Source organism: Pseudomonas frederiksbergensis, from assembly GCF_900105495.1.
GTDB lineage: Bacteria > Pseudomonadota > Gammaproteobacteria > Pseudomonadales > Pseudomonadaceae > Aquipseudomonas > Aquipseudomonas frederiksbergensis.
On sequence record NZ_FNTF01000002.1, the window covers coordinates 4,759,016 to 4,782,384 of the forward strand.

Sequence of the window (23,369 nt, forward strand, 5' to 3'; positions counted from 1 at the left end):
TGCCCATGCAAAGCTTTGACTTCAGCCAATTGAGCCCGCGAGACAAGTACAAGATTCTGATCGGCAGCGTGGTGCCCCGGCCGATTGCCCTGGTCACCACCATCGACGGCGAAGGCCGAATCAACGCCGCGCCCTTCAGCTTCTTCAACGCCCTCTCGGCCGACCCGCCGATCCTCGCGTTGGGCGTGGAAAACTACGGCGACCAAAGCCCCAAGGACACCACGCGCAATATCCAGCTCAACCAGGAATTCACCGTGAACATCGTCAGCGATGCCCTGGTGGAAGCCATGAACGTCTGCGCCGTGCCGTTCGCCCCCGGTTTCGACGAACTGACGGCCGCCGGCCTCACCGCCATTCCCGGCACCACGGTCAAATGCCCACGAATCGGCGAAGCCCCGGTGGCGTTGGAGTGTCGACGGATGATGGCGCTGTCCATCGGGCAGTCACGGGAGATTATCTTTGGCGAAGTGTTGATGGCGCATGTGCGGGATGAATTGATCGACCCGAAAACCTTGTACATCGATCAACTCGGGCTCGATGCGATTGGCCGGATGGGTGGGCATGGGTATGCGCGCACGCGGGATTATTTCGATTTGCCGACACGCTCGTTGCAGGCGTGGACGGATGCGCCGGGGGGCGGCGAAAGGTTTTGGCCGTCAGGTAAATGATCGTTCCCACGCTCTGCGTGGGAACGCAGCCAGGGACGCTCTGCGTCCGCTGTGACACAGAGCGTCACGGGAGGCGTTACCACGCAGAGCGTGGGAACGATCAGGTTGGGTTCAGCGGAAATCCCGGCTGCGTACGCTGATGCCGTCGAGCAATGGGCTCAGGTCGCTCAACCGTCCGGCAATCAAATGCCGCACCTCGCCTTCCTTTTCCCAACGCCCGTCGACCTTGAGCAATTGCGAGCCGACCAACACCTGGCGCTGCCGGTCGGCCAGGTCGCGCCAGACGATGACGTTGACGTTGCCGAACTCATCTTCAAGGGTGACAAAGGTCACGCCACTGGCGGTGCCCGGGCGTTGTCGGCCGGTCACCAACCCGGCGACACTGACCGGTCGTCCATGCTCGACCTCCAGCAGTTCCTTCGAACTGCGGCAGCGCCGGGCTTTCAATTCACCCCGCAATAGAGCCAGCGGATGCGGGCCGAGCGTGGTGCCGACACTGTTGTAATCGGCCAGCAGGTCCTCGCCGACAGTGGGTTTGGGCAACGACACCGCGCCCTCCTCCTGACTCGGCAGACCGGCGAACAAGCCAAGCTGTTTCTGCACACCCGCCACTTCCCAGCGCGCCCGATGACGGTCACCCGCCAGGCCACGCAGCGCACCCGCATCGGCCAGTTGTTCCTGGGCGCGGGCGTCGAGTCGCGCCCGTTCGCCGAGGTCGGCAATGTCGATAAACGCCCCCTTCGACCGTGCGGCTTCGATGCGCCGGGCATCGTCCTCGCGAAAGCCCTTGATCATCCGCAATCCCATGCGAATCGCCGGTTGAGCCCCAGTGATCGGCTCAAGGCTGCAATCCCAATCGCTGGCGCGCACGTCCACCGGGCGAATCTGCAAATGATGCCGGCGCGCGTCCTGCAGAATCTGGTCCGGGCTGTAGAAACCCATGGGCCAGCTGTTGATCAGCGCACAGGCGAAGGCCGCCGGCTCGTGGCATTTCAACCAGCAACTGGCGTAGGTCAGCAAGGCGAAACTGGCGGCGTGGGACTCAGGGAAACCATAACTGCCGAAGCCTTTGATCTGCTCGAAGATCTGCGCGGCAAACTCGGCCGTGTAGCCGTTTTTCTTCATCCCGGCGGCCAGGCGATCCTTGTGCGGTTCCAGCCCGCCGTGGCGTTTCCAGGCCGCCATGGAGCGGCGCAGCTGATCGGCCTCGCCGGGGCTGTAGTCGGCGGCGACGATCGCAATCTGCATCACCTGTTCCTGGAACAGCGGCACGCCCAGCGTGCGCTTGAGCACCACTTCCAGTGCCGGGGACGGATAGACCTCGGGTTCTTCCTTGTTTCGGCGGCGCAGGTACGGATGCACCATCCCGCCCTGAATCGGCCCCGGACGGACAATTGCCACCTCGATCACCAGGTCATAGAAGGTCCGTGGCTTGAGCCTCGGCAGCATCGACATCTGCGCCCGGGACTCGATCTGGAATACGCCAATGGTGTCGGCACGGCCGATCATGTCGTAGGTCGGCGAGTCTTCGGCCGGGATCGTCGCCAGGCTGAGGTCCCGATGACGATGACGGCGCAACAGATCGAAACAGCGGCGGATCGCACTGAGCATGCCCAGCGCCAGGATATCCACCTTGAGCAGCCCGACGGCATCGAGGTCGTCCTTGTCCCACTGGATGATGGTGCGCTCGGCCATGGCGGCGTTTTCCACCGGGACCAGGCTGTCCAGAGGCTGCTCGGAAATCACGAAACCGCCGGGGTGCTGGGACAGGTGTCGGGGGAACCCGATCAACTGCCCCGTCAGGCTCAGCACCCGGCGCAGCACCGGACTCTCGGGATCGAACCCGCCTTCAAGCAGGCGCTCCACGGGCGGTGTTTCATCACTCCAGTGGCCACAGCAATCGGCCAGGGCGTTGATCTGATCCGGCGGCAAACCCAGGGCCTTGGCCACATCACGCACCGCGCCGGCCGCGTGATACGTGCTGACCACCGCCGTCAGCGCCGCACGGCTGCGGCCATAACGCTGGAACACGTACTGCAAGACTTCTTCGCGGCGTTCGTGTTCGAAATCGACGTCGATGTCCGGCGGTTCGTTGCGCTCTTTGGAGAGAAAGCGCTCGAACAACAGCGTGGTGCGATCCGGATCGATTTCCGTGATGCCCAAGGCAAAGCACACCGCCGAGTTGGCCGCCGAACCACGGCCCTGACACAGGATTTTTTGCTCACGGGCGAATCGCACAATGTCGTGAACCGTCAGGAAATAGCTTTCGTAGCCCAGTTCGGCGATCAGCTCCAGCTCCTTGTCGATCTGCGTCAGCACCTTGGCCTGCGGTCCTTTTGGCCAGCGCCACGCGATGCCCTCTTCGGTCAGATGCCGCAGCCAGGAGGTGGCTGTCTGGCCTTCAGGGACCAATTCCCGGGGATATTGATAACGCAACTGACCGAGATCGAAAGTGCAGCGCCGGGCGATGTTCAGCGTTTCGTCGAGCAGGGTTTGCGGGTAGATCGATTGCAGAGCCTCAAGACTGCGCACATGCCGCTCGCCATTGGGATGAAGACGCAACCCGGCCTCCGCCACCGGCACGTGATGACGGATCGCAGTCATGGTGTCCTGCAAGGCGCGCCGTCCACGAGCGTGCATGTGCACATCACCGCTGGCCACTGCCGGGATTCGCAGCTCCCTTGCCAGCATCAACAGCTCGTTCAGCCGTCGGGTATCGTTCTGGCCGCGATGCAGCTGGACGACCAGCCACAGGCAATTGGCGAAGGTCTGTTTCAGCCAGCGGCCCTGTTCGAAGTCATCGACCGCGTCCGGCACCCACAATGCCAACAGGCCCGGCAAGGGTTCGCTGAAGTCCTCGCGCAGCACTTGATACTGGCCTTTCTGCGTGCGGCGTCGGGCTCGGGTAATCAATCGGCACAGCGCTTGATAACCCTCGAGGTTTTCCACCAGCAACACCAGTTTCGGACCGTTCTCGATGCGCACTTCGCTGCCGATGATCAGCGGCAGCTCCACGGCTTTGGCCGCTTGCCAGGCGCGGACGATACCGGCCAGGGTGCATTCATCGGTGATCGCCAAGGCCTGATAGCCGTGCTTTTTCGCCCGCTGAAAGAGTTCGAGGGCACTGGAAGCACCGCGCTGGAAACTGAAGTTCGACAGGCAGTGCAGCTCGGCATAGTCGATGCTCATGCGAACCAGCCTTGCAGCCACAACGGACCGTCCTCACCGACCGCACGGTAGGCCCAGCCCTGCTGGCCGGAACGGGTTTCGATCAGGAAGTAATCACGGCGCACATCGGCGCCGTCCCACCAACCGGACTCGATGCGCTCCGGCCCCATCAGGATGCGCGCCGAACCTTCGTGCACCGCCAGTGGTTCGGTCAGCAGCCAACCCGGACGTTGCACGCCGGGCAGCCCTGCACAGCGCTGACTGTCGACACTGGCCTGCCACGCGCATTCCGGCCGGTGATCGGCCTGGAACCGCAAGCCCTGCACCGCGTCATCCCCCAACCGCGCGCGCAAGCGTTCGCGCAGTTGCTCCCAGGGCAAGGACTGCTGCGGGCGGTCGTCGAACAGCTCCTGATACTGGGGAACGAAGGCCGGCAAGTCTTCGGCGCGCAGGCGAAAACCGCGCACCGGGGCCTCGACCTGGACGTGCTCCAACCGGCCCCGGGCCAGTTCAAAGAGCATCGCCGGATCACGTTCGGCGCTGAGCAGGCCGACCTTGATGACGGTGTCCGGCAGCCCGGCGTGCTCCAGGTGCAGGTCAAAACGCTGCACGCCGCTGTCCCGACCGCAAAGAAACGCCGACAGGTCGCCGGTCAGCCGGCGTAACGGAAACAGCAGCGCCTGATGGGACTGCACGTCGAAGTTGAGCTCGATGCGCACATCGAACCGGTCCGGCGGCAGGTAGAACGCCAGCGCCAGCCGCCGTAACCCGAGCAAGGCGTCCAGATGCTTGAGCACCCGGGCCTCGAAACGCCGGGCCAGACTATGGCGAGGCAACGCCTGAACCTGGCTCAAGGTGCGCAGCCCCATGCGCGACAACGCGGTGGCCACGCTGGTTTCCAGCCCGATCCGGTCGATAGGCAACTGCCCTAGATGATGCTGCAAGGCTTGATCGTCGGGCACCACCAGACCGTCATAAGCGTTGGCCAGTACCCGTGCCGCCACCGGGTTGGGCGCGGCAACAATCCGATGGCGAAACCCCAACTCGCCGAGTTCGGCGCGTAACCGCGCCTCGAATTGCGGCCAGGCGCCGAACAATCCCAGGCTGGACTCGATTTCAAACACCACCGCACGCGGGTAATGCACGCTGACTTGTGAACTGAATCGATAAGCCCAGGCGGCCAGAAACTGCTGCCAGTGCTCGATCTCGGCAGCGTCGTATTCAGCCGTGACAAAGCCTTTGCTCAAGGCCTGGGCGGCGGTCATCGACTGGCCCGGACGCAAGCCCAGCGCCCGGGCCGAAGCGTTGACCGCTTGCAACACCCGACGTTGGGCCGGGCCGGTCAGCAGCGCCAGCGGTTCATCGGGATCGGAACGCTGACGCAGTACCGCGTCCAGCGCCAATTGCGGGAAGAGAATGCACACCCAGCGCATGGCAACCTCAATGTCCCACGGGGAAGGCAATCGGCGCCGAACGCGCCAACCCGCCCCGACACTTGAGCACGCGCAATTGTGCAGGCCTGGCATCGATGGCGATGCGCAGTGCCGCGGGCGAAGGGTTGATCGCCTCATTGATCGAGCGGTAGGCAAACGCCAGGGTCGAGCCGGTTTCCGCCGCCACCTGCAAGCGCCGCAACGCCCGGTCATCGGCCTTGTGCGGCCAGCACAGCACTGCGCCACAACTGCCTGAACGCAGGCATTGTTCCGCTGCCCACAAGGCATCGCGCTCGCAAGCCTGGATGATCGACAACTGACGCAGATCGACCCCGGCGTTCTGCCAGGCCTGGGGATATGGCACGTAAGGCGGCGCCACCAGCACGATGCGCTCGCCCGCGGCGGACAACCGCGCCAGCGCCGGCCACACCAGTTGCAACTCGCCAACACCCTGCCCGGCCAAAAGGATTTCGGTCACCGCCGCTTCCGGCCAGCCACCGGTGGGCAACGCCGCATCCAGCGCAGCATGCCCGGTGGGTTGCGGGCTGACGGCCGGTGGCGCAGGCCGGCCCTTCCAGACCTGGCCGCCATTGAACAGAGTATCCAGCGCAACGACGGCGCCCATCACCCTTGCCTCACCAGGCCGCAGAACACCCCTTCGATGGCCAGGTCCTGACTGGCTTCGACGATGATCGGCTTGTAGGCCGGATTGCGTGGCAGCAATCGGACAACCTCGCCGACCCGCTCGAAACGTTTGATGGTGACTTCGCCGTCGAGTCGCGCGACGACGATCTGGCCGTTGACCGCCTCGGGATTGCGGTGCACGCCCACCAGGTCACCGTCGAGAATGCCGTCCTCGATCATCGAGTCACCCTGGACCCGCAGCATGTAATCCGGCACCCGCGAGAAGATCGACGGGTCGAGCAGCAAGCGGCTGTGAACCTCGGCATCGGCACCGATCGGCGCACCCGCCGCCACTCGGCCGAGTACCGGAATGTCCAGCAACTCGGGCCGCGCCGGTTGTCCGAGCAAACGAATGCCCCGGGCCTGATGCGCATTGACCTCGATAAAACCGGCCTCGGTCAGCGCCAGCACATGCTTGCGCGCCACGCTACGGGAGGCGAAACCGAACGCCTCGCTGATTTCAGCGAGGCTCGGGGACTGGCCCTGCTCGGCGATTCGATCGCGGATAAAGGTCAGGATGGCGGTACGGCGGGGAGTTAAAGTCGTCATGGAGTACATTTGTACTCTTTTGGTTTTTTCCTGGCAAGGACCGCCAGTCAGCTGGCGGTCGATCACACAACCTGAGGTAAACACAAATTACGGTGTCGGCGGAGGCCGACAGGGTGAATGAGGCTCCGTACTACTCAGGGCCGGCCTCATCGCGAGCAGGCTCACTCCCACAATGGATCGAAGCCAGCCGCAAATCCTGCCTACACCACGAAACCTGTGGGAGCGAGCCTGCTCGCGATGGCGACCGTTCAGTCAATGCAGATGCAAGCTATGCCGGCCTCATCGCGAGCAGGCTCACTCCCACAATGGATCGAAGCCAGCCGCAAATCCTGCCTACGCCACGAAACCTGTGGGAGCGAGCCTGCTCGCGATGGCGACCGTTCAGTCAATGCAGATGCAAGCTATGCCGGCCTCTTCGCTCTCCATTTGGATTGAGTTTCAACGGAGCAAGGGATTTCGACTTTCAGATGCGCCGAACCGCAGCCTCACGCTGCTCGGCAACTGCTACATCGGTGAGGCATTCAGTGAGCGTTATCCGCGCTTGAGGATCTGGTCCATCACCCAATCGGTTTTCAGTGCTTGTTCGGCCAGCGCCGGATGCCGCGCTTCTCCCCGAAGATGCGCGTTCATGCCCAGCACGTGATGCCACTGAATGTGCTCATGGTTCTCGATGTGCAGGCTGAGGCTTTCATCGGCTTCAAGCTGAACCGGATGCTCATCGAATACGGAAAAGCTGATCCGGCCTGTGCTGCCAATCAGCTCGACCCGATCTTCGCGGCGGTCTGCGACGAAATTCCAGCAGCCCATACCCAGAGCGCCGGAAGCAAATCGCCAACTGGCGCTGACGGCATCCTCGGCGGTATACAAACCGGCCTGGTGCGCGGTAAACCCGGCGACTTCGACGATGTCGCCAAGCAGGTACTGGAACAGATCGAAGCCATGACTGGCCAGGTCGGCGAAATAACCACCACCCGCAATAGCCGGGTCGGTGCGCCAGTTATCGGTACCGCCAAGATCGGTCGGGGATGGCGCTTTGGTCAGGGTCCAGGTCAAATGCCGGACCTCGCCGATCCGCCCTTCCTCCAGCCATTGCCGCACTTGCTGGAAGCGGGGAAGTGAACGCCGATAGTAGGAAACAAACAGGTGCAGCCCGGCATCGGCAAAGGCCTTTTGCATCTCGCGGCTTTGCCCGGCATTCAACGACATGGGTTTCTCGACGCAGCAATGTTTGCCGGCGGCGGCCACTCTCAAGGCGTAAGCGTGATGGCTGTCAGGTGGCGTTGCGATGTACACCGCGTCGACTTCGGGATCATTGATCAGCGCGTCGACATCGGTGTAGACCCGAGCGATGCCGTGACGCGCGGCGTAATCCGACACCGCGTCCAGACGCCGGCCCATCACCGCCACCAGCGCCGAGCCGGGCGCCTTGTAGAAGGCCGGTCCGCTCTTGCGTTCAGCGACGCTGCCACACCCGATCATGCCCCAGCGCACCACGTTCATACTCACTCCCAGATGTTTAGCCGACGCGCAGTGCGCGCAGGTCCAGATGCCCGTCCTTGAGCGGCGGGCACCAGTAGTAGCCGCCGGTGATCGGCCGGCTGATGCGATACAAACCGTCGGTGATGCCGTCTTCCAGACCGCTCATGCGGCGCAGTTGGGCTTCGAAGGCGTCGAGGGAGAAACCGAAGGCCAGGAACATCAGGCCGGCGCGATCGCCTTCGATCCACGGCATGGAACGGCGCACCACGAAGGCCTCGGGGGCGAAGCTTTCCTGGGCGGTACGTTTGACGTGAGCGGAGATCGGCGCGTCGTCGATTTCTTCGTTGTCGCTCAAACGACGGCCCATGATGTTGTCCTTCTCATCGGACGGCATCGCGTGGAAACCCTTCAGGTCGTGCTGCCATTGCTGGATCGCGGCGAAACTGCCGCCGACCGTTCCGTCAGCGCCGTTACTCACCAGCGCGGCGGCGACGGCGGCTTCGTCGTGAGGGTTTTCGGTGCCGTCTTCGTAACCGGTCAGATCATGGCCAGTAAGGTGGCGGAAGGTTTCGTTCATCTGCACCAGGCGCAGGGCCGGGGCCAGCGCGGCTTCGATGGCGTTGCTACGGTTGAGCAATTCGCCACGGTCGACACCGTGCAACCAGCACCAGAGCGCGTGCTGGGTGGACGGGTTGTCGAGGCCGACACCGGTCAACGCTGGAAAAGCGCGCAGGCCTTCGATTTGGCCCTTGAGGGCCTTGACCAGGGACTCACCGAACCCGACCACGGCCGACTTCCCGTCCACCAGGCCCTTGAGATTCTCCAGCGCGGCCGGCAAGGCAGCGGCGGATTCGAGTGCGAAGAACATATGACGAGCTTGAGGCGGAACTGGGGTGGCGAGAATGCCCGGCTGGTAGTAACTCATATGAACTCCTTCAGAAAGAGCGCGAAGTTTAACCGCAGGATCGTTACTTGTGTGTTTTCAGGGCAAAAGGTCGCAGCCCCGTAACCCTGTAGCCGCTACGACGATCCGCAACGTCGAGCTAAAAGAATCCTAAGATGAGTCATGACAAGCGAGTCCGAGGTCTGCTAAAACGATTCATCAATTGCATCACCCAATCCAGACGGGGTAGCGACATGACCACAGCACACATCCTTGGCAACCTGTTTCCCGACGCCAGCGACATCCCGGAAAAATACCGCCTCGACGGCCAGACCGAGCAGCGTGAATACCTGGTCGACGGTGAGCTGAAAACCTGGTCCGGGCCCCTCGCCCAAGTCCGCAGCCCGGTGTACCTGACCGGCGAAAATGGCGACGAACAAGTAATCCTCGGCAGCACGCCACTGCTCGATGCCGACACCGCATTGACCGCGCTCGACGCCGCCGTCCGCGCCTATGACCGGGGCCAGGGTCTGTGGCCGACGATGCGCGTAGCCGAACGCATCCAGCACGTCGAAGCCTTCCTCGCACGCATGCGTGAACAGCGCGAAGCCGTGGTCAAGTTGCTGATGTGGGAAATCGGCAAAAACCTCAAGGACTCGGAGAAAGAGTTCGACCGCACCTGCGATTACATCGTCGACACCATCAATGCGCTCAAGGAGCTCGACCGCCGCTCCAGCCGTTTCGAACTGGAACAGGACACCCTCGGCCAGATCCGCCGCGTACCGCTGGGCGTGGCGTTGTGCATGGGACCTTACAACTACCCGTTGAACGAAACCTTTACCACGCTGATTCCGGCGCTGATCATGGGCAACACCGTGGTGTTCAAACCGGCCAAGCTCGGTGTACTGCTGATTCGTCCGCTGCTGGAAGCGTTCCGCGACAGCTTCCCGGCCGGGGTGATCAACGTGATCTACGGCAGCGGCCGCGAGACCGTCAGCGCGCTGATGGCCAGCGGCAAAATCGACATCTTCGCGTTTATCGGCACCAACAAAGCCGCCAGTGACCTGAAAAAACTCCATCCAAAACCGCACCGCTTGCGTGCGGCATTGGGCCTGGACGCGAAAAACCCCGGCATCGTGCTGCCCGAAGTCGATCTGGACAACGCGGTCAGCGAAGCGCTCACCGGCGCCTTGTCTTTCAATGGCCAGCGCTGCACCGCGTTGAAAATCCTCTTCGTCCATGAAGACGTGGTCGAAGCGTTCATCGACAAATTCAACGCCAGACTCGCCAACCTCAAACCCGGCATGCCGTGGGACAACGGTGTGGCGCTGACGCCGTTGCCGGAAGCGAGCAAGGTCGATTATCTGCACTCGCTGGTGGCGGATGCCGTGAGCAAAGGCGCCGCCGTGGTCAACCCCAATGGCGGTGAGGCCCGCGTTTCGTTCTTCTACCCCGCCGTGCTGTACCCGGTGACGCCGCAGATGCGCGTCTATCAGGAAGAACAGTTCGGCCCGGTCGTGCCAATCGTGCCTTACCGACATCTGGACACGGTGATCGATTACGTTCTGGAATCAGACTTCGGCCAGCAGCTGAGTATCTTCGGCACCAACCCGGTGGCGGTCGGCCGGCTGGTCGATACCTTTGCCAACCAGGTCGGCCGGATCAACCTCAACGCCCAGTGCCAGCGCGGCCCGGACACTTTCCCGTTCAACGGTCGCAAGAACTCCGCCGAAGGCACGCTATCGGTGCATGATGCGTTGCGGGTATTTTCGATTCGCACGCTTGTGGCGACCAAGTTCCAGGAAACCAACAAAGAACTCATCAGCGAGATCATCAGCGGACGCAGTTCGAGCTTCCTGACCACCGATTACATTTTCTGAGGAAACCGAGCCTGAGCACATTCAGAGACCATCGACTGCCACCTCTGTTGCGCCGACTGCTGCGTCCGTTACTCGACCCGTATCGGCGCTATCGCCACGCCCGGGTGATCCACGCGGTGCGTGTGTCGCTGGGGTTGCTGGCAACGATCCTGCTGACCACCGGCATCAACCTGCCCCACGGTGAGTGGGCGTCGGTGACGATGCTGGTGGTGATCGGCGGCCTGCAGCATCACGGCAACATCGGCAAAAAAGCCGCCGAACGCGCCATCGGCACCTTGATCGGAGCCGGCGTCGGCTTGCTGCTGGTGGCGCAACAGGCGTGGCTCGGGATGCCGTGGCTGACCTATTTCGCGATGGCCGTGGTCTGCGGATTCTTCTCCTACCACGCCATCGGCAAGGGCGGTTACACCGCGCTGCTCTCGGCGATTACCGTGTTTATTGTCGCGGGGCATGGCGACAACCCGATCACCGACGGGCTGTGGCGTGGGGTGGACATCCTGATCGGCATCGCCCTGGCCCTGGCGTTTTCTTTCGCCTTGCCGCTCTACGCGGTTTATTCCTGGCGCTACAACCTGGCCGATGCCTTGCGCGACTGCGCGACGATCTACGGCCGCATCATCAATGGCCAATCGGTTACCGATGACGAACACCATAAACTGGTGGGCCGCCTGAACACAGTGATGGTGCAACTGCGCTCGTTGATGCCGTCGGTGTCCAAGGAAGTGCGGATTTCCATGACCGAACTCGATGCCATTCAGCGCCACTTGCGCATGTGTGTCAGCACTCTGGAAATCCTCGGCAACACCCGACCTGACGCCAGTGACCCCGATGCGATGGCCCGTCTTCAATTGGCGTTGAAAGCCGAGCATCGGCTGATTCGGGTGCAACTGATCGGTATGGCCAGGGCGCTGAAATCCGGTGCCTCCCAGCGGTTGAACCGGCCCGTCGAACTGCCGTCGGATTCAAGCCTGACCGCAACGGTTTACAACCCGCTGGACGGATATCAGTTATTGGTCCGACAGCTAGCCGCCAACATCGGCGAGATGCGCCAGCGCTTGGCCAAGACGGCACCGCGCTGGAACATCTGAAGTTTGTTTACGGCTTACTGCGTTGTTACCGTCCGACGAAATTTCAGGGTCCAACCCTGTTGCATGCCGGCAGCGGCCAACAGAATCGCGGCTACACCGATCCATTGCAGCGGCTCCAGGCGATGGCCGAAGGCAAACCAGTCAACGAAAATCGCCGCAATCGGGTAGATGAAGGACAACGCACCGGTCAGTGCCGTCGGCAGTTTTTGGATCGCGCCATAGAGCAGCACATACATCACGCCGGTATGGACAATGCCCAGGGTTACCAGACTGGCCCAGGCACTCGGCGCTTGCGGCAGTGCCGAAAAGTGCGCGAACGGCGCGAGTAACAGCACGCCGGTGGTGACCTGAATCAGCGCGATCAGATGCGGCGGTGTGCCAGTCAGGCGCTTGATGATCAACGCGGCAATCGCGTAAAGAAATGCCGCCCCCAACGCCAGAGCGATGCCCATCAGGTAATCATTACCGTTCTCGCCCTGCCCGCCATGTGCGCTGACAATCGCCAGCATCCCGAGAAACGAAATACCCAGCCAGAACAGTTTCTGCAGAGTGATTTTCTCGTTGAGGAACAACGCGGCCAACCCCACCAACATGAACGGCTGAACGTTGTAAACCGCGGTGCCGATGGCAATCGAGGCGCGGGAGTAAGAAGCAAACAACAGCACCCAGTTGCCGACAATCGCCACGCCGCTGAGCACAGCCAGCAAGAACGTGGTGCGGGTAAGAATGCCGGGACGGAGGAAGCCGAATGCCGCGCAGATCAGCAACAACGTGCCGGCGCCGAACACGCAACGCCAGAACACTACGTCCAGCACCGGTTGCCCGGACACCAGCACGAACCAGCCGATGGTCCCGGAAATCAGCATGGCGGCGGTCATTTCAAATGACCCGTGACGTATGGTTTTGTCCATCATCAGACTCCTGTGTTTGAGCCCAAAGTATGCCAATCCGCCGAGGGGCTTCTCCAGCGCAAAAAGCAGGCTAAACTCGAAATCTGCCTTTTTTATCAAGGCGGTTTTTATTAATTGCCTAATAGGGGTTCGTCATGACCGACGATATCGACCAAGTGCTGATCACGGCATTGATGGAAGACTCACGCCGCTCGCTCAAGGCTCTGGCGCAAATCAGCGGCCTGTCTTCGCCCAGCGTCGCCGAGCGTTTGCGTCGTCTCGAAGAGCGTGGCGTGCTCAAGGGTTACACCGTCGAGATCGACCCCAAATGCTTTGGCTATCAACTCCAGGCCATCGTCCGTATTCGCCCGCTGCCAGGCCAGTTGCAGGAAGTGGAACGGCAGATCCAGGCCATTCCCGAATTTACCGAGTGCGATAAAGTCACCGGCGACGACTGTTTTATCGCTCGCCTGCATGTGCGTTCGATGGAACAACTGGACACCCTGCTCGACCGCCTCAACACCCACGCCGAAACCAACACTGCAATCGTCAAGAAAACCCCGGTCAAGCGCCGCTTGCCACCGATGGCGTGAGTTCTCACTCAAATCGCAGGCAAGAAAAAACCCGCCGAAGCGGGTTTTTTCCTCAAGGCTGACGATTAATCATCGCGACTCATGATGCCGAACAGCTGCAACAAGCTGACGAACAGGTTGTAGATCGATACATACAGGCTGATGGTCGCCATGATGTAGTTGCGCTCGCCGCCGTGAATGATGGCGCTGGTCTGGAACAGAATGCAGACCGAGGAGAACAGCACGAAACCTGCGCTGATCGCCAGTTGCAGACCACTGATCTGGAAGAAGAAGCTGGCAACCACCGCACCCAGCAACACGAAGAAACCCGCAGTGATGAAGCCACTGAGGAAACTCATGTCCTTGCGGGAGATCAGCACATAGGCCGACAGACCGCCGAACACCAGCGCAGTCATCGCAAACGCGGAACTGACCACCTCGGCGCCGCCCTGCATACCCAGGTAACGGTTGAGGATCGGGCCGAGCAGGAAACCCATGAAACCGGTCAGGGCAAATGCCGACACCAGGCCCCAAGCCGAATCACGGAGTTTGTTGGTGAGGAAGAAAAGGCCGTAGAAACCGATCAGCACCACGAAAATGTTCGGGTAGCCGACGCGCATCTGCTGAGCGACATACGCCATCACGCCGCTGAATGCGAGGGTGAGAGCGAGTAAGCCGTAAGTGTTGCGCAGGACGCGGCTAACCTCTAGCTGCTCAGCCTGCACGCTGTTATTAACTGCGTAATCCTGTTCGCGCATGGCGACACTCCTGTTGGTTTGAAACGTTCAGTCGCAAAGATCATAACAGACGCTCTGTAACAAGCTATGCGGAGAGTTTGACAGTGTGTTTCATTCAGGTATTATGGCGCCCGCAACGCAAACGGAGGTGTGGCCGAGTGGTTTAAGGCAACGGTCTTGAAAACCGTCGACTGTAACAGGTCCATGAGTTCGAATCCCATCGCCTCCGCCATATTTGTACCGACAAAGCCCTGATTAGTCAGGGCTTTGTCGTTTCTGGGGTTTGGTGAAAATCTCGGCGCTCGGGATGACTGCAACGACGGCAGCGTTGCCACCGCGATGCGTCTGCTTGTCATGTTGCCGGTCCGCCCTGGCGAACTGGTGCAGATGCGCTGGGAAGACGTCGACCTGGTCAGTGCCGATTGGCGTTACGTGGGGAAGGCATCAGCCTCTGCGAGCCCGGCCACACGGCCTTGCGGCTGCCGCCCCGTTCCCAGCATGAGCAGCGCCTTGGCCGCCAGGCTGTAAGTCCTGTCCGGGTTGACCACAATCACCCCGACGGCAGACAACCGCTTGAGCGCCTCCCGGATACTGATGACCGTCAGCTCCAGGGCATGGAGCTTTTCATGCACATCCCGCACGCTTATGGATCTGCCTTGCGCAACCGCACTTTGCAGGATGGCGATGATCTTGAGCCTCAGCAAACTGCTGCGTAAGCCGTAGCGCTGAAGCAACTCGTGGATATGTTCATTACTGCTCCTGCAGTCGAACGCTCTGTACATTGACGCCTCCCTGGCGTACCGCAAACCAATATTTCTCGAATCGGGCCGCCTGACGGCCCGAAGCTGCCGCGCAATCAGGATTGCGCAGGATGAAGCGAACGCCAGTGGAGTATTTGCTGCTGGATGTTCCAATGGATGATGTGTTCGTACAGCGTTTTGATAAAGGCCGGGTCAAACCCGGCGTCAGCGGCCCACGCGAGGCGTTGCTCAAGCATCGCGGCAACCCGTTCCGGGGCCGGAATGGCCTGCTCATTGGTTTTGAATTGCGTGGCAGCCTTGACATAGCGCAGGCGTTTTTCGAGTGCCTCGAAGATTTGCCGGTCATGGTGGTCAATACCCGCCCGGATATCGTTAAGGCTGGTGCAGGCATCAGGGCTTTTCAGTGGCAACATTGTGAGTGTCTCAAATCTGCAGAAGTGGAAATCGTCGGGGAATGTTCATATGACATCGAAGCGCGAATCAGGCAGGCGGACGTGCGTCTGGAGCCGAATGCCGACGGTAGGATCATCGCTGTCGTCGCGTTTTGCACGCCAGGCTTGCGGCTGTGTTTCGGCAATGATCTCGTCGATCAGTGCGTCAACCATGCGGGTATCTCGATGATGGGGCGTGGTGATCAGGTGTGCGCTATCACCGGATGTCGCCAGGCTGTATTTCTTCGCAATACGCGCAGAGGGGCACGGGAACACCACGGTAATCGAGTTCTCATTGCGCCAGGCCGCAATGCCCGCGGCCTGCAGCCGGTCGACGGCATGCCGGGCGATCACCAGACTATGCTGGACGCGCCGGCGCCATTGCGCCGGCGAGTAACTGCGTAGCGCCGCCCACATCATCATCGGCGTATGGCCATTGCGTGAACCGCTGATGGTCTTGTCGCTGGCGCTGATGTAATCGACGTCGACGGAGATGCGTTCGACGTTGTCGCGCTTGGCCACGACAATCCCACAGGGGATCGGCGAGCCGATCATCTTGTGGCCGGAGACACAGATCGAGTCGATGCCATCGGCAAAGGTAAACGGCTGTGGCTGATCGACAAAAGGCAGGATCATCCCACTCAGTGCCGCATCGGCGTGCAGGTAGTAATCCTTGCGGGCGATGCCCGCCAATTGCAGGCGGTGCTGGATGACTGCAATGTTGTCGACCGCACCACGCATGGTCGTGCCGATGTTGACGAAGATGATCGGGTGGCGCTCGTTGTCGGCAGCGATCTTCGCCAGGAGGTCGTCGTAGTCGATCTCGCCATTGGGCAGCGATTCGACCGCGCGGCATTTGATCCTCAGCAGCTTGACGATTTTTGCCACCGAATAATGGGTGTCCTTGGAGTAATAGAAGGTGCCGTCGGGAAACAGCTCCCGGCCCAGGTAACAACCGAACATGTTGCCTTCGGTGCCGCCGTTGGTGACGTAGCCCCAGCTGTCCTCCAGGCGAATGTCGAACAGTTCGGAGAAGTACGCCATCACGTCTTTCTCGAAGTTGAAGGTGTTCAGCACATAGTTGCTGGGGGTCGCCCAATCCCCGCAGTTGTTGATGGAAAAGCGCATAAAGCGATGCAGCGCCGAGTAATCGAAGTCGGCGTTCTCCGGGTAGCCAATGTTGAAAAACTGATGTTCCAGGCAATGCTGCCAAAATTCATCCAGCCGGGTTTTATCGGCGAAAGACAAAGTCATATCCAACTCCTTTTAAACTGACCTTAAAGGCCGCGCCATAATCGGTGCGGCCCATTGCTGGTTGTCAGGCGGCCTTTTGGCGCGCCTCCACCAGCGACCACCAACCCGTCAGGGTGGGGGCGCTGGCCAGCTCTTCAAAGCTCACCGCAATGCCACGCTCCTTGAGCTCGGTCGCCAGCTTCATGACTTGCAGAGAGTCCAGGCCGTAGAAGATCAGGTTTTCCTCTGGATCAAGCTCATCGCCATCCTCGAGCAATTGCACCAGCCGCGACTGCAGCCACTGGCGAGTGGTGTCCACCGCCAACAGGTGACGCAGCTGTTTCTTGTCGATCTTGCCCACGGCAGTGAGCGGCATGACCTCGATCATGCGGATACGATCCGGCAACTTGTATTCGGCGATGCCCAGATCCAGCAAGTGACGCCTGAGCGCCGGCGCCTTGAGGTTGGGGTTGCGCGTCACGACAAATGCGCAGCTCTTCTCACCCAGTTTTTCATCGGGCATTGCCACCAGCCCGGCATGGGTGACCTCCGGATGCAGCACCAGCAGGTTCTCGATCTCTTCCGAGGCCACCTTCTCACCACCGCGGTTGATCTGGTCCTTGATCCGCCCGACGACTCGCAGGTCGCCGGTAGCAGTCATCTGCACCAGATCGCCGGAGTAATAGAAACCGTCCTGATCAAACGCCTTGGCGTTTTGCTCCGGGCTCTTGTAGTAACCGCAGAAGGTGTAAGGGCCGCGGGTGGCGAGCATGCCGGTTTCGCCCAGTGCGACGGGCATGCCCTCCTCGTCCACGATCTTGATTTCGTCTGCCGCGCTGATCGGGCGTCCCTGGGTGGTGAAGATTTGTTCATCACTATCGTCCAGGCGGGTGTAGTTGATCAGCCCCTCGGCCATGCCGAACACCTGCTGCAACTTACAACCGAGTACCTCGGGTACCTGGCGCGCCAGAGAGTCGGCGAACACTGCGCCGCCGACCTGCAAGTATTCCAGCGATTGCAGCTGCTCACGGTGCTGCGGTGCAGCCTGCAGCCAGAGCGCGACAGCGCTGGGGACCAGGGCCACGGTATTGATTTCGTGCCGATGGATCAGCTCGAAACACGTCAAAGGCTCCGGGTTCGCGGCCATGACCACGCAGCCTCCGGCATGCATGACGCCCAGGGCGCCTGGGGAGCTGAGCAGGAAATTGTGCGCCGCGGGCACCGCGCAGAGGAAACGGCTACGGGTCGTCAGTGCACAGACGTCGGCGCAGGCGCGGGCGTTGTAATAGTAATCGTTGTGCGTGCGCGGGATGAGCTTTGGCGTACCGGTGCTGCCGCCCGACAACTGGAACAACGCCACTTCATCCGCGGCCGTGGGTGCGTAGTGCACCGGGCGGTCGCTGGGGCTGTCGAGCCACTGCGCAAGGCTTCGCTGCGCCTCGGGCTCGCCCAGGAATAAAGTGACCTGCGGCTGGGCGCCGGCTTGCTCAAAGAACGCAACGTAGCTGTCATCGCGAAACACTTCATGATCGCGGGAGGCAATCAACAGTTTCGGCAGAATCTGGCTGGCGTACGAGGTCAGCTCCAGCTTGCGGTGGCTGTACAACGCCATGAGCGGCGCAATGCCGGCTTTGAGCAGGGCAAACAGCGTCACATAGAATTCGGCAACGTTTGGCAATTGCACCAGCGCCGTATCGCCTTGGCCAAGCCCTCGCGCCGCCAGGCGCGAAGCCAGGTTGGAGGACAGGCGATCGAGTTCGGCGTAAGTGAAACTCCGCTCTCCACAGATTACCGCCAGCGCATTCGGCTGGGCTTGGCAACGCTGCTGAAGAATCTGCGTAAGTGGCTGGTCGATCCAGTAGCCATGATTGCGATAGCGCTGCGCTCTGTCCTGGGGCCAGTGATTGAATTCAAGAGTCATAAGGTTTCACACTTCAGAAGTTTCGGTTCAGTGGGGCAATCCGCAAGCACGCAGCATGGTGCGTAGCTTGGTCTGGACTTCCGCCCATTCCATGTCAGGCTGCGAGGCTTCGACGATGCCTGCGCCGGCAAACAGCCGGACACGATTGCGTCTGATCGTGCCGCAGCGAATGGTCACGACCCATTCCCCGTTACCCTGTGCATCGCACCATCCCACCATGCCGGTGAAAAGCCCGCGCTCGGCCGCTTCGACGAAGCGGATCAAACGCCGCGCGCGCTCGGTAGGGAAACCGCATACGGCCGGTGTAGGGTGCAGCCGGCAGGCGAGCTGCAAGGCTGTCACGCCCGGGTCGATCAGGTTGCCCTCTATGCGTGTAGACAGATGCCACAGCGCCGGCGTACTGATCAGGGAGGGACGCTCGGGCACCTCCAGGCGGGTGCACCATTCGCCCACCCGGGAGGCGATATCGCTGGTAACGAATTGATGCTCGTAGTGATCTTTTTCCGAGGCCGCCAACCACGCGGCATTACGGCGGTCAGCCTCGGCATCGGCCATGCGCTTGGCCGAACCGGCCAGCGGATTGGAAATGAAGCTCGGCCCTTCCTTGCGCACAAGCAGCTCCGGGCTGACGCCTAGCAGTACCCCGCCATCGTCCATCGGCACGCGGAAGTGGTAGCCGCTTGGGTTCTGCGCACGCAGGTTGCGCTCGACAACCTCAGCATCGACGTCCTGTGCAAACACCAGCTCACGTTGAGTGGAAAGCACCGCCTTGCGCACATCGCTGTGGCGGAAATTGACGATGGCATGCTCTACCGAGCACTTGAAGGCATGTTCGCCGGGTATGTCGTGTTGTTCGAGCAGCTCGGGCAATGCGGCGCTCGCGCCCTCTGCTTCCGCTACTGCATTGCGTGTACGCCATTCGGCGTGTTCGGGGATATAGAGGCAAGAAGCCTCGGCGGGATCGAACGGAACGGCGCCGACCATGATCGGGTTCGCCTGGCCTGCTTGGCGGGCACGTTCGAAAGCCCGCGCGACCGCCTTCTGAAACACACTTTCTGGGTCATCGCCACCAACGGCAGGGGTTTCAACCCGCTGCATCGCACCACTGACCACCAACTCCCGATCACCTGAAGTGAAAGAGAAACTCGTTTCCTGTTGTGCCTTGTCGATGTCATCCGCCCTGAGGACGTTTGTTCTCATCTTGCATCAGCCTCCATGCTAGCTGGTTAAAATTTTTCTTGAATCTTAATCATTCTCGTTCTTAATAATAGAGGACGCCATTTCTTGTGGCTTGTCAATGACGTGATATGAGTGATCCATGAGAGAGTTAACTTCGATGCAAGCCGCCTGTTGGATCGGGCGTACTGCTCATGCGGCACTAGGGAAAGTTTCAGCTCATCTGTACGCTGAGTTCGACGGCCATGCGATTGACCTGCAAAGGCTGCGCACAGCCTTGGCCCAAATCGCTTCGATGCACCCCATGCTGCGCTTGCGAATCAGCGAAGACGGCCGACAAAGCGTCGCCTCGGTCGACCAGGCACCCCAGCTCGAGGTCGACGACCTGCGCTCGATGACCGCGCAGGAGGCAACTCAGCACCTGCTGCGCAAACGTGAACAGTGGAGCCATCAACAGCTGGACCTGCGGCACGCCAATCCTGCGCGTTTCAGTATCAGCCTGCTCGCCGACCAGCAGTTCCGTCTGCACGTAGATACCGACATGATCGGCGTCGATCCCTCGAGTTTCCGCACATTAATGGAAGACCTGGCCGACAGGTATGAAAACCACGAGCAGCCAGCGGGAGCCCGGCCGACCTTCTTCGACTGGTGGGACCGTGCGGGCACGGATGCCCTGTTCAAGGCCGCCCATGAGCGCGATCGCCACTGGTGGCGCGAGCGCCTGGGCAACATCGCACCGGCGCCGAGCCTGCCGTTGCTCGACCAGCAACCAGCACATGCCCGCAGCGAACGCCTGAGCACCTGGCTTGACCCGCAGCAACGCCAGGCGCTGACGCAGCTGGCACGGCAGCGCAGGATCACCCTGTCCAACCTGATGCTCGGGTTGTTTGCGGCCGTGCTCGGCGCGCACACCGACGACCCTCGGTTTCGCCTCAACGTACCGACGTTCTGGCGCCCCCCTCTGCTGGACGGCGTCGACCAGATCATTGGCGATTTCGCCAATGTGCTGATCCTCGACGTGGAGAACCAGACCGACACCAGCCCGGCAGCGCTGAGCACTCAGCTGGCACAAAAGATGGTGAGCCTGCTCGAGCATTGCGCCTACTCCGGCGTGAACGTCATGCGCGACCTTTCTCGCCATCATGGCTCACCACAGTTGTCTCCCGTGGTCTTTACCGCCGCCCTCGATATGCCCGGTGGCGAGCTGCTTTCCGAACGCGTTCGACGTAGCTTTGGATCAATGAACTGGCTGATCTCGCAAGGTCCGCAGGTCGCGCTCGACGCACAATTTGCCTGCGCCGACGGCGGCATCCTGATCAATTGGGATATCCGCCTGGACGCCCTGCCGCAGACGTGGGTAACGCGACTGTTCGAGGCATTCCTGTCGTTGGTGACCGACATCGCCAGGAACCCCGCTACCTTCGACCAGCCATTGCCCCGCAAGGTATCGAAGCAGCCACTGAATGCATTGCAACAAGCCTACCTCCTGGGGCGCAGCACACAGATGCCGCTCGGCGGCGTGGCCATGCAAGAGTTTCGCGAATACCGTGGCGAAATGGCGCTTGACCTGCTGCACAGCCGCCTGGCTGAAATGGTCCGGCGCCATCCCGGCCTGCGCACGCATATCGATCCGAACAAACGGGTGCAGTACGTCAGCGAAGACGTGCAGTTGAATCTGGATGAAGTCGACCTTCGCCACCTTTCGATCGAAGATGCGCTGGCCAATATCGATGCCCGGCGGGACGACTTTGCGCATGCCCTCTTCGATCTGGACCGTGCGCCGTGGAACATCACCGTATTCAAGCTGGCCGAGGGGCAGTTGGTGGTATTCGCCCGCATGGATGCGTTGATTCTGGATGGGCGTTCGATCGCCACGTTGATGCTGGAATTGTTCGAAGGCTTAACACCGCAAGAGCCGTCGGGCGAGACAACAGCCGCACAGGCGAATGTGGGCGAGCAGCGAAAAGTCGACGCCGCCTACTGGGCAACCAAACTGACGCCCGTCGCAGGCGCCCCACGCCTGCCCTGGCTCGTGGCCCTGGACCGGGTTGGCGCTTCGCGCTACGCACGAGAAAGCCTGCTTGTACCCAAGGAAAGCTTTGCAAAACTGTGCAAGGTCGGCGCCCGCCAAGGGCTGTTCAAGAACTCCGCACTGATGGCGGTCGTGCTCGAAGTGCTTTCGCACTGGGTCAATGAAGGTGACCTGTGCGTGGCAATTCCCGTTGCGCCACTGTCGGATGCTGCATTCGCCAACCGCTCAAGCTTTATTGCGATCAACTGGACAGCGGACGACGTGCGTTTCATCGAGCGTGCAACCCGCTTGCAGGTGGACGTGATGAAAGGCTTGCAGCACCTGGCATTTTCCGGTGTGGACTTGGCGCGCCTGCTGTTCGACAGGTGCGGTCCGGGCCCGGTATTACCCGTGGTCATCACCAATGGCCTGTCCTGGCCCTCGGCCCCCGCCAGCAGCGCCATGCGCCTGCACGACGGGCTGACCCAGACGCCTCAGGTAGCCATGGACATCCGCTTTTGCGCCAATGCCGAAGGGGCGTTGCTGCTCGACATCGACTATGCCCGCCAGATGCTCGCGCAACCGCTGGTCACCGACATCCTGCATACGCTGGGGCGCGCCATCGAACGGATCGCTAGCAATAGCGATTTCGCGGTGGAAGCAGCGTCGATCATTGACACCAGCCATTACCGTTTGAACAGCCCGCCTGGCGAGGCTTTCGGTGACGGGTTCCTCGGTCAGATAGCGCGCAATCTGTTTACGCCAGGTAATCGCAAAATCGCCCTGATCTGCGCAGACCGACAACTGAGCTATAACGAACTCGGTGACGGCGTGGCCCGGATCATGGCCGCACTGCAAGCCCGCGGGCTGCGTCAGGGGCAGGTGGTCGCCATCTGCCTGCCGCGTAGCTTCGAACACACCCAACTGACGCTGGCCTGCGCACTGGCGGGGCTGATGTGGGTACCGATCGATGCCGCAGCGCCGGAAGAAAGAAGGCGCTACCTGCTCGACAATTGCCAGCCCGATCTGGTGGTGCTGAACGATGCCGAAGCCGTCGGGCACCCAACAGCCACCAGCAGCGAGCTGCTTGCAACGCCTGCGGCACTACCCGATACGCTGGCCGACCTGTCCATGAACGATGCCCCGGGGTACTACCTGTATACCTCCGGCACGACAGGCCAACCGAAGTGCGTCGTGCTGAACAATCGCGCCACCAGCAACGTGATCGGCAGCACCCTGGCCAACTGGGCCGTGACCGCCAGTGACGTATTCATGTCGGTCACGCCGTTGCACCATGACATGTCGGTTTTCGATGTGTTCGGCTGCCTCACCGCTGGCGCCACACTGGTGCTGCCTGGCCCGGGCGAGGACAAGGACGCAGTGCGCTGGAACCAGCTGATCGCCCAGCATCGGGTCAGCTTGTGGTGCTCCGTGCCGGCCATGCTGGAAATGCTCCTCGCCTGCCGCGCGGGCAACGCATTGCAGAGCTTGCGCTTGATTGCCCAAGGGGGGACTACCTCAAACCGACGGTGATTGCCCAATTGCGCGACCTGCTGCCTGGCGCGCGGTTGATCTCGTTGGGTGGCCCGACCGAAACCACTATCTGGAGCATCTGGCACGAAATCGGCGAGGAGGATCGTGGGCAGATCCCTTATGGCCGACCGCTGCCTGGCAACAGCTATTACGTCCTGGATAACCAGGGCCGTCATTGCCCAGCGGGCGTGGTCGGGCGCATTCACACCGCCGGCGTCAATCTGGCCCTGGGCTACTTGCAAGGTAGCGAGCGAGTCCAAACCGACTTCATC

General features: G+C 61.3%; 17 protein-coding genes, 1 tRNA gene and 1 pseudogene. 6 read left to right on the forward strand and 13 right to left on the reverse strand.

Annotated elements, in window-relative coordinates; translation table 11 throughout:
• Positions 1 to 5 precede the first annotated feature (5 nt).
• Positions 6 to 668 (forward strand): flavin reductase family protein, encoded by a 663-nt coding sequence (locus BLW70_RS22265; RefSeq protein ID WP_074877629.1) that lies wholly within the window; start codon positions 6 to 8, stop codon positions 666 to 668.
• A 111-nt stretch (positions 669 to 779) separates the two neighbouring features.
• Here BLW70_RS22265 and BLW70_RS22270 read toward each other — a convergent pair whose 3' ends face one another.
• From BLW70_RS22270 to BLW70_RS22295, 6 genes are all read right to left on the reverse strand, one after another.
• Positions 780 to 3,878, reverse strand: a complete 3,099-nt coding sequence (locus tag BLW70_RS22270; RefSeq protein WP_162493958.1) for an error-prone DNA polymerase — start codon at positions 3,876 to 3,878, stop codon at positions 780 to 782.
• On the reverse strand, positions 3,854 to 5,269 hold the full coding sequence (locus BLW70_RS22275; protein ID WP_074877633.1) for a Y-family DNA polymerase: 1,416 nt from the start codon (positions 5,267 to 5,269) through the stop codon (positions 3,854 to 3,856). Before BLW70_RS22275 ends, BLW70_RS22270 begins: the two co-directional genes overlap by 25 nt.
• Before the next feature lie 7 nt (positions 5,270 to 5,276).
• Positions 5,277 to 5,894 (reverse strand): translesion DNA synthesis-associated protein ImuA, encoded by a 618-nt coding sequence (gene imuA / locus BLW70_RS22280; RefSeq protein WP_074877635.1) that lies wholly within the window; start codon positions 5,892 to 5,894, stop codon positions 5,277 to 5,279.
• Positions 5,894 to 6,511, reverse strand: a complete 618-nt coding sequence (lexA, locus tag BLW70_RS22285) for a transcriptional repressor LexA (RefSeq protein WP_074877639.1) — start codon at positions 6,509 to 6,511, stop codon at positions 5,894 to 5,896. Before lexA ends, imuA begins: the two co-directional genes overlap by 1 nt.
• 522 nt (positions 6,512 to 7,033) lie before the next feature.
• Positions 7,034 to 8,002: a Gfo/Idh/MocA family protein gene (locus BLW70_RS22290; protein WP_074877641.1), complete on the reverse strand. Its 969-nt coding sequence runs from the start codon at positions 8,000 to 8,002 to the stop codon at positions 7,034 to 7,036.
• 16 nt (positions 8,003 to 8,018) lie between these two features.
• Positions 8,019 to 8,906 carry a Dyp-type peroxidase gene (locus BLW70_RS22295; RefSeq protein ID WP_074877642.1) on the reverse strand — a complete coding sequence of 296 codons (888 nt, stop codon included), beginning with the start codon at positions 8,904 to 8,906 and terminating at the stop codon, positions 8,019 to 8,021.
• A 212-nt stretch (positions 8,907 to 9,118) separates the two neighbouring features.
• On the opposite strand from BLW70_RS22295, the gene BLW70_RS22300 reads away from it, so the two are divergent.
• Positions 9,119 to 10,744 (forward strand): NADP-dependent glyceraldehyde-3-phosphate dehydrogenase, encoded by a 1,626-nt coding sequence (locus BLW70_RS22300; RefSeq protein ID WP_074877644.1) that lies wholly within the window; start codon positions 9,119 to 9,121, stop codon positions 10,742 to 10,744.
• Positions 10,745 to 10,788: 44 nt separating this feature from the next.
• Positions 10,789 to 11,832 carry an FUSC family protein gene (locus BLW70_RS22305; RefSeq protein WP_074877646.1) on the forward strand — a complete coding sequence of 348 codons (1,044 nt, stop codon included), beginning with the start codon at positions 10,789 to 10,791 and terminating at the stop codon, positions 11,830 to 11,832.
• Positions 11,833 to 11,846: 14 nt separating this feature from the next.
• Here the strand turns inward: BLW70_RS22305 and BLW70_RS22310 are convergent, their stop codons facing one another.
• A complete protein-coding gene (locus BLW70_RS22310; protein ID WP_074877648.1) occupies positions 11,847 to 12,743 on the reverse strand; it encodes a DMT family transporter in 897 nt (298 codons plus the stop codon).
• A gap of 134 nt (positions 12,744 to 12,877) precedes the next feature.
• Between BLW70_RS22310 and BLW70_RS22315 the strand changes: the two genes are divergently transcribed.
• Positions 12,878 to 13,315 (forward strand): Lrp/AsnC family transcriptional regulator, encoded by a 438-nt coding sequence (locus BLW70_RS22315; RefSeq protein WP_008155029.1) that lies wholly within the window; start codon positions 12,878 to 12,880, stop codon positions 13,313 to 13,315.
• A gap of 65 nt (positions 13,316 to 13,380) precedes the next feature.
• Here the strand turns inward: BLW70_RS22315 and BLW70_RS22320 are convergent, their stop codons facing one another.
• Complete coding sequence (locus BLW70_RS22320) at positions 13,381 to 14,052, reverse strand: Bax inhibitor-1/YccA family protein (RefSeq protein ID WP_045057637.1); 672 nt, start codon at positions 14,050 to 14,052, stop codon at positions 13,381 to 13,383.
• Between the two features lie 123 nt (positions 14,053 to 14,175).
• Here BLW70_RS22320 and BLW70_RS22325 point away from each other — a divergent pair.
• A tRNA-Ser gene (locus BLW70_RS22325) sits at positions 14,176 to 14,263 on the forward strand.
• 196 nt (positions 14,264 to 14,459) lie between these two features.
• On the opposite strand, the gene BLW70_RS29845 is transcribed toward BLW70_RS22325, so the two are convergent.
• The 5 genes from BLW70_RS29845 to BLW70_RS22350 all read right to left on the reverse strand — a co-directional run bounded on the left by BLW70_RS29845 (position 14,460) and on the right by BLW70_RS22350 (position 19,577).
• Positions 14,460 to 14,813 (reverse strand): fe2+ zn2+ uptake regulation protein, encoded by a 354-nt coding sequence (locus BLW70_RS29845; protein ID WP_174553773.1) that lies wholly within the window; start codon positions 14,811 to 14,813, stop codon positions 14,460 to 14,462.
• A 74-nt stretch (positions 14,814 to 14,887) separates the two neighbouring features.
• Entirely contained in the window at positions 14,888 to 15,205 is a 318-nt protein-coding gene (locus BLW70_RS22335) for an isochorismate lyase (RefSeq protein WP_074877651.1), read from the reverse strand.
• Between the two features lie 45 nt (positions 15,206 to 15,250).
• Complete coding sequence (locus tag BLW70_RS22340) at positions 15,251 to 16,477, reverse strand: histidine decarboxylase (protein WP_083383385.1); 1,227 nt, start codon at positions 16,475 to 16,477, stop codon at positions 15,251 to 15,253.
• Positions 16,478 to 16,541: 64 nt separating this feature from the next.
• A complete protein-coding gene (locus BLW70_RS22345; protein ID WP_074877653.1) occupies positions 16,542 to 18,377 on the reverse strand; it encodes a (2,3-dihydroxybenzoyl)adenylate synthase in 1,836 nt (611 codons plus the stop codon).
• 27 nt (positions 18,378 to 18,404) lie between these two features.
• Positions 18,405 to 19,577, reverse strand: coding sequence for an isochorismate synthase (locus BLW70_RS22350; RefSeq protein ID WP_074877656.1), 1,173 nt, complete (start codon positions 19,575 to 19,577; stop codon positions 18,405 to 18,407).
• 136 nt (positions 19,578 to 19,713) lie between these two features.
• Here BLW70_RS22350 and BLW70_RS22355 point away from each other — a divergent pair.
• Positions 19,714 to 23,276: pseudogene (locus BLW70_RS22355) on the forward strand (AMP-binding protein); the annotation flags it as partial.
• Positions 23,277 to 23,369: the final 93 nt, after the last annotated feature.

Bases quoted from the DNA above. Each gene is read 5' to 3' on its own strand.
- BLW70_RS22265 (WP_074877629.1), top strand. From the start codon at position 6: ATGCAAAGCTTTGACTTCAGCCAATTGAGCCCGCGAGACAAGTACAAG.
- BLW70_RS22275 (WP_074877633.1), bottom strand. From the start codon at position 5,269: ATGCGCTGGGTGTGCATTCTCTTCCCGCAATTGGCGCTGGACGCGGTA.
- imuA (WP_074877635.1), bottom strand. From the start codon at position 5,894: ATGGGCGCCGTCGTTGCGCTGGATACTCTGTTCAATGGCGGCCAGGTC.
- lexA (WP_074877639.1), bottom strand. From the start codon at position 6,511: ATGTACTCCATGACGACTTTAACTCCCCGCCGTACCGCCATCCTGACC.
- BLW70_RS22290 (WP_074877641.1), bottom strand. From the start codon at position 8,002: ATGAACGTGGTGCGCTGGGGCATGATCGGGTGTGGCAGCGTCGCTGAA.
- BLW70_RS22295 (WP_074877642.1), bottom strand. From the start codon at position 8,906: ATGAGTTACTACCAGCCGGGCATTCTCGCCACCCCAGTTCCGCCTCAA.
- BLW70_RS22300 (WP_074877644.1), top strand. From the start codon at position 9,119: ATGACCACAGCACACATCCTTGGCAACCTGTTTCCCGACGCCAGCGAC.
- BLW70_RS22310 (WP_074877648.1), bottom strand. From the start codon at position 12,743: ATGGACAAAACCATACGTCACGGGTCATTTGAAATGACCGCCGCCATG.
- BLW70_RS22315 (WP_008155029.1), top strand. From the start codon at position 12,878: ATGACCGACGATATCGACCAAGTGCTGATCACGGCATTGATGGAAGAC.
- BLW70_RS22320 (WP_045057637.1), bottom strand. From the start codon at position 14,052: ATGCGCGAACAGGATTACGCAGTTAATAACAGCGTGCAGGCTGAGCAG.
- BLW70_RS29845 (WP_174553773.1), bottom strand. From the start codon at position 14,813: ATGTACAGAGCGTTCGACTGCAGGAGCAGTAATGAACATATCCACGAG.
- BLW70_RS22335 (WP_074877651.1), bottom strand. From the start codon at position 15,205: ATGTTGCCACTGAAAAGCCCTGATGCCTGCACCAGCCTTAACGATATC.
- BLW70_RS22340 (WP_083383385.1), bottom strand. From the start codon at position 16,477: ATGACTTTGTCTTTCGCCGATAAAACCCGGCTGGATGAATTTTGGCAG.
- BLW70_RS22345 (WP_074877653.1), bottom strand. From the start codon at position 18,377: ATGACTCTTGAATTCAATCACTGGCCCCAGGACAGAGCGCAGCGCTAT.
- BLW70_RS22350 (WP_074877656.1), bottom strand. From the start codon at position 19,577: ATGAGAACAAACGTCCTCAGGGCGGATGACATCGACAAGGCACAACAG.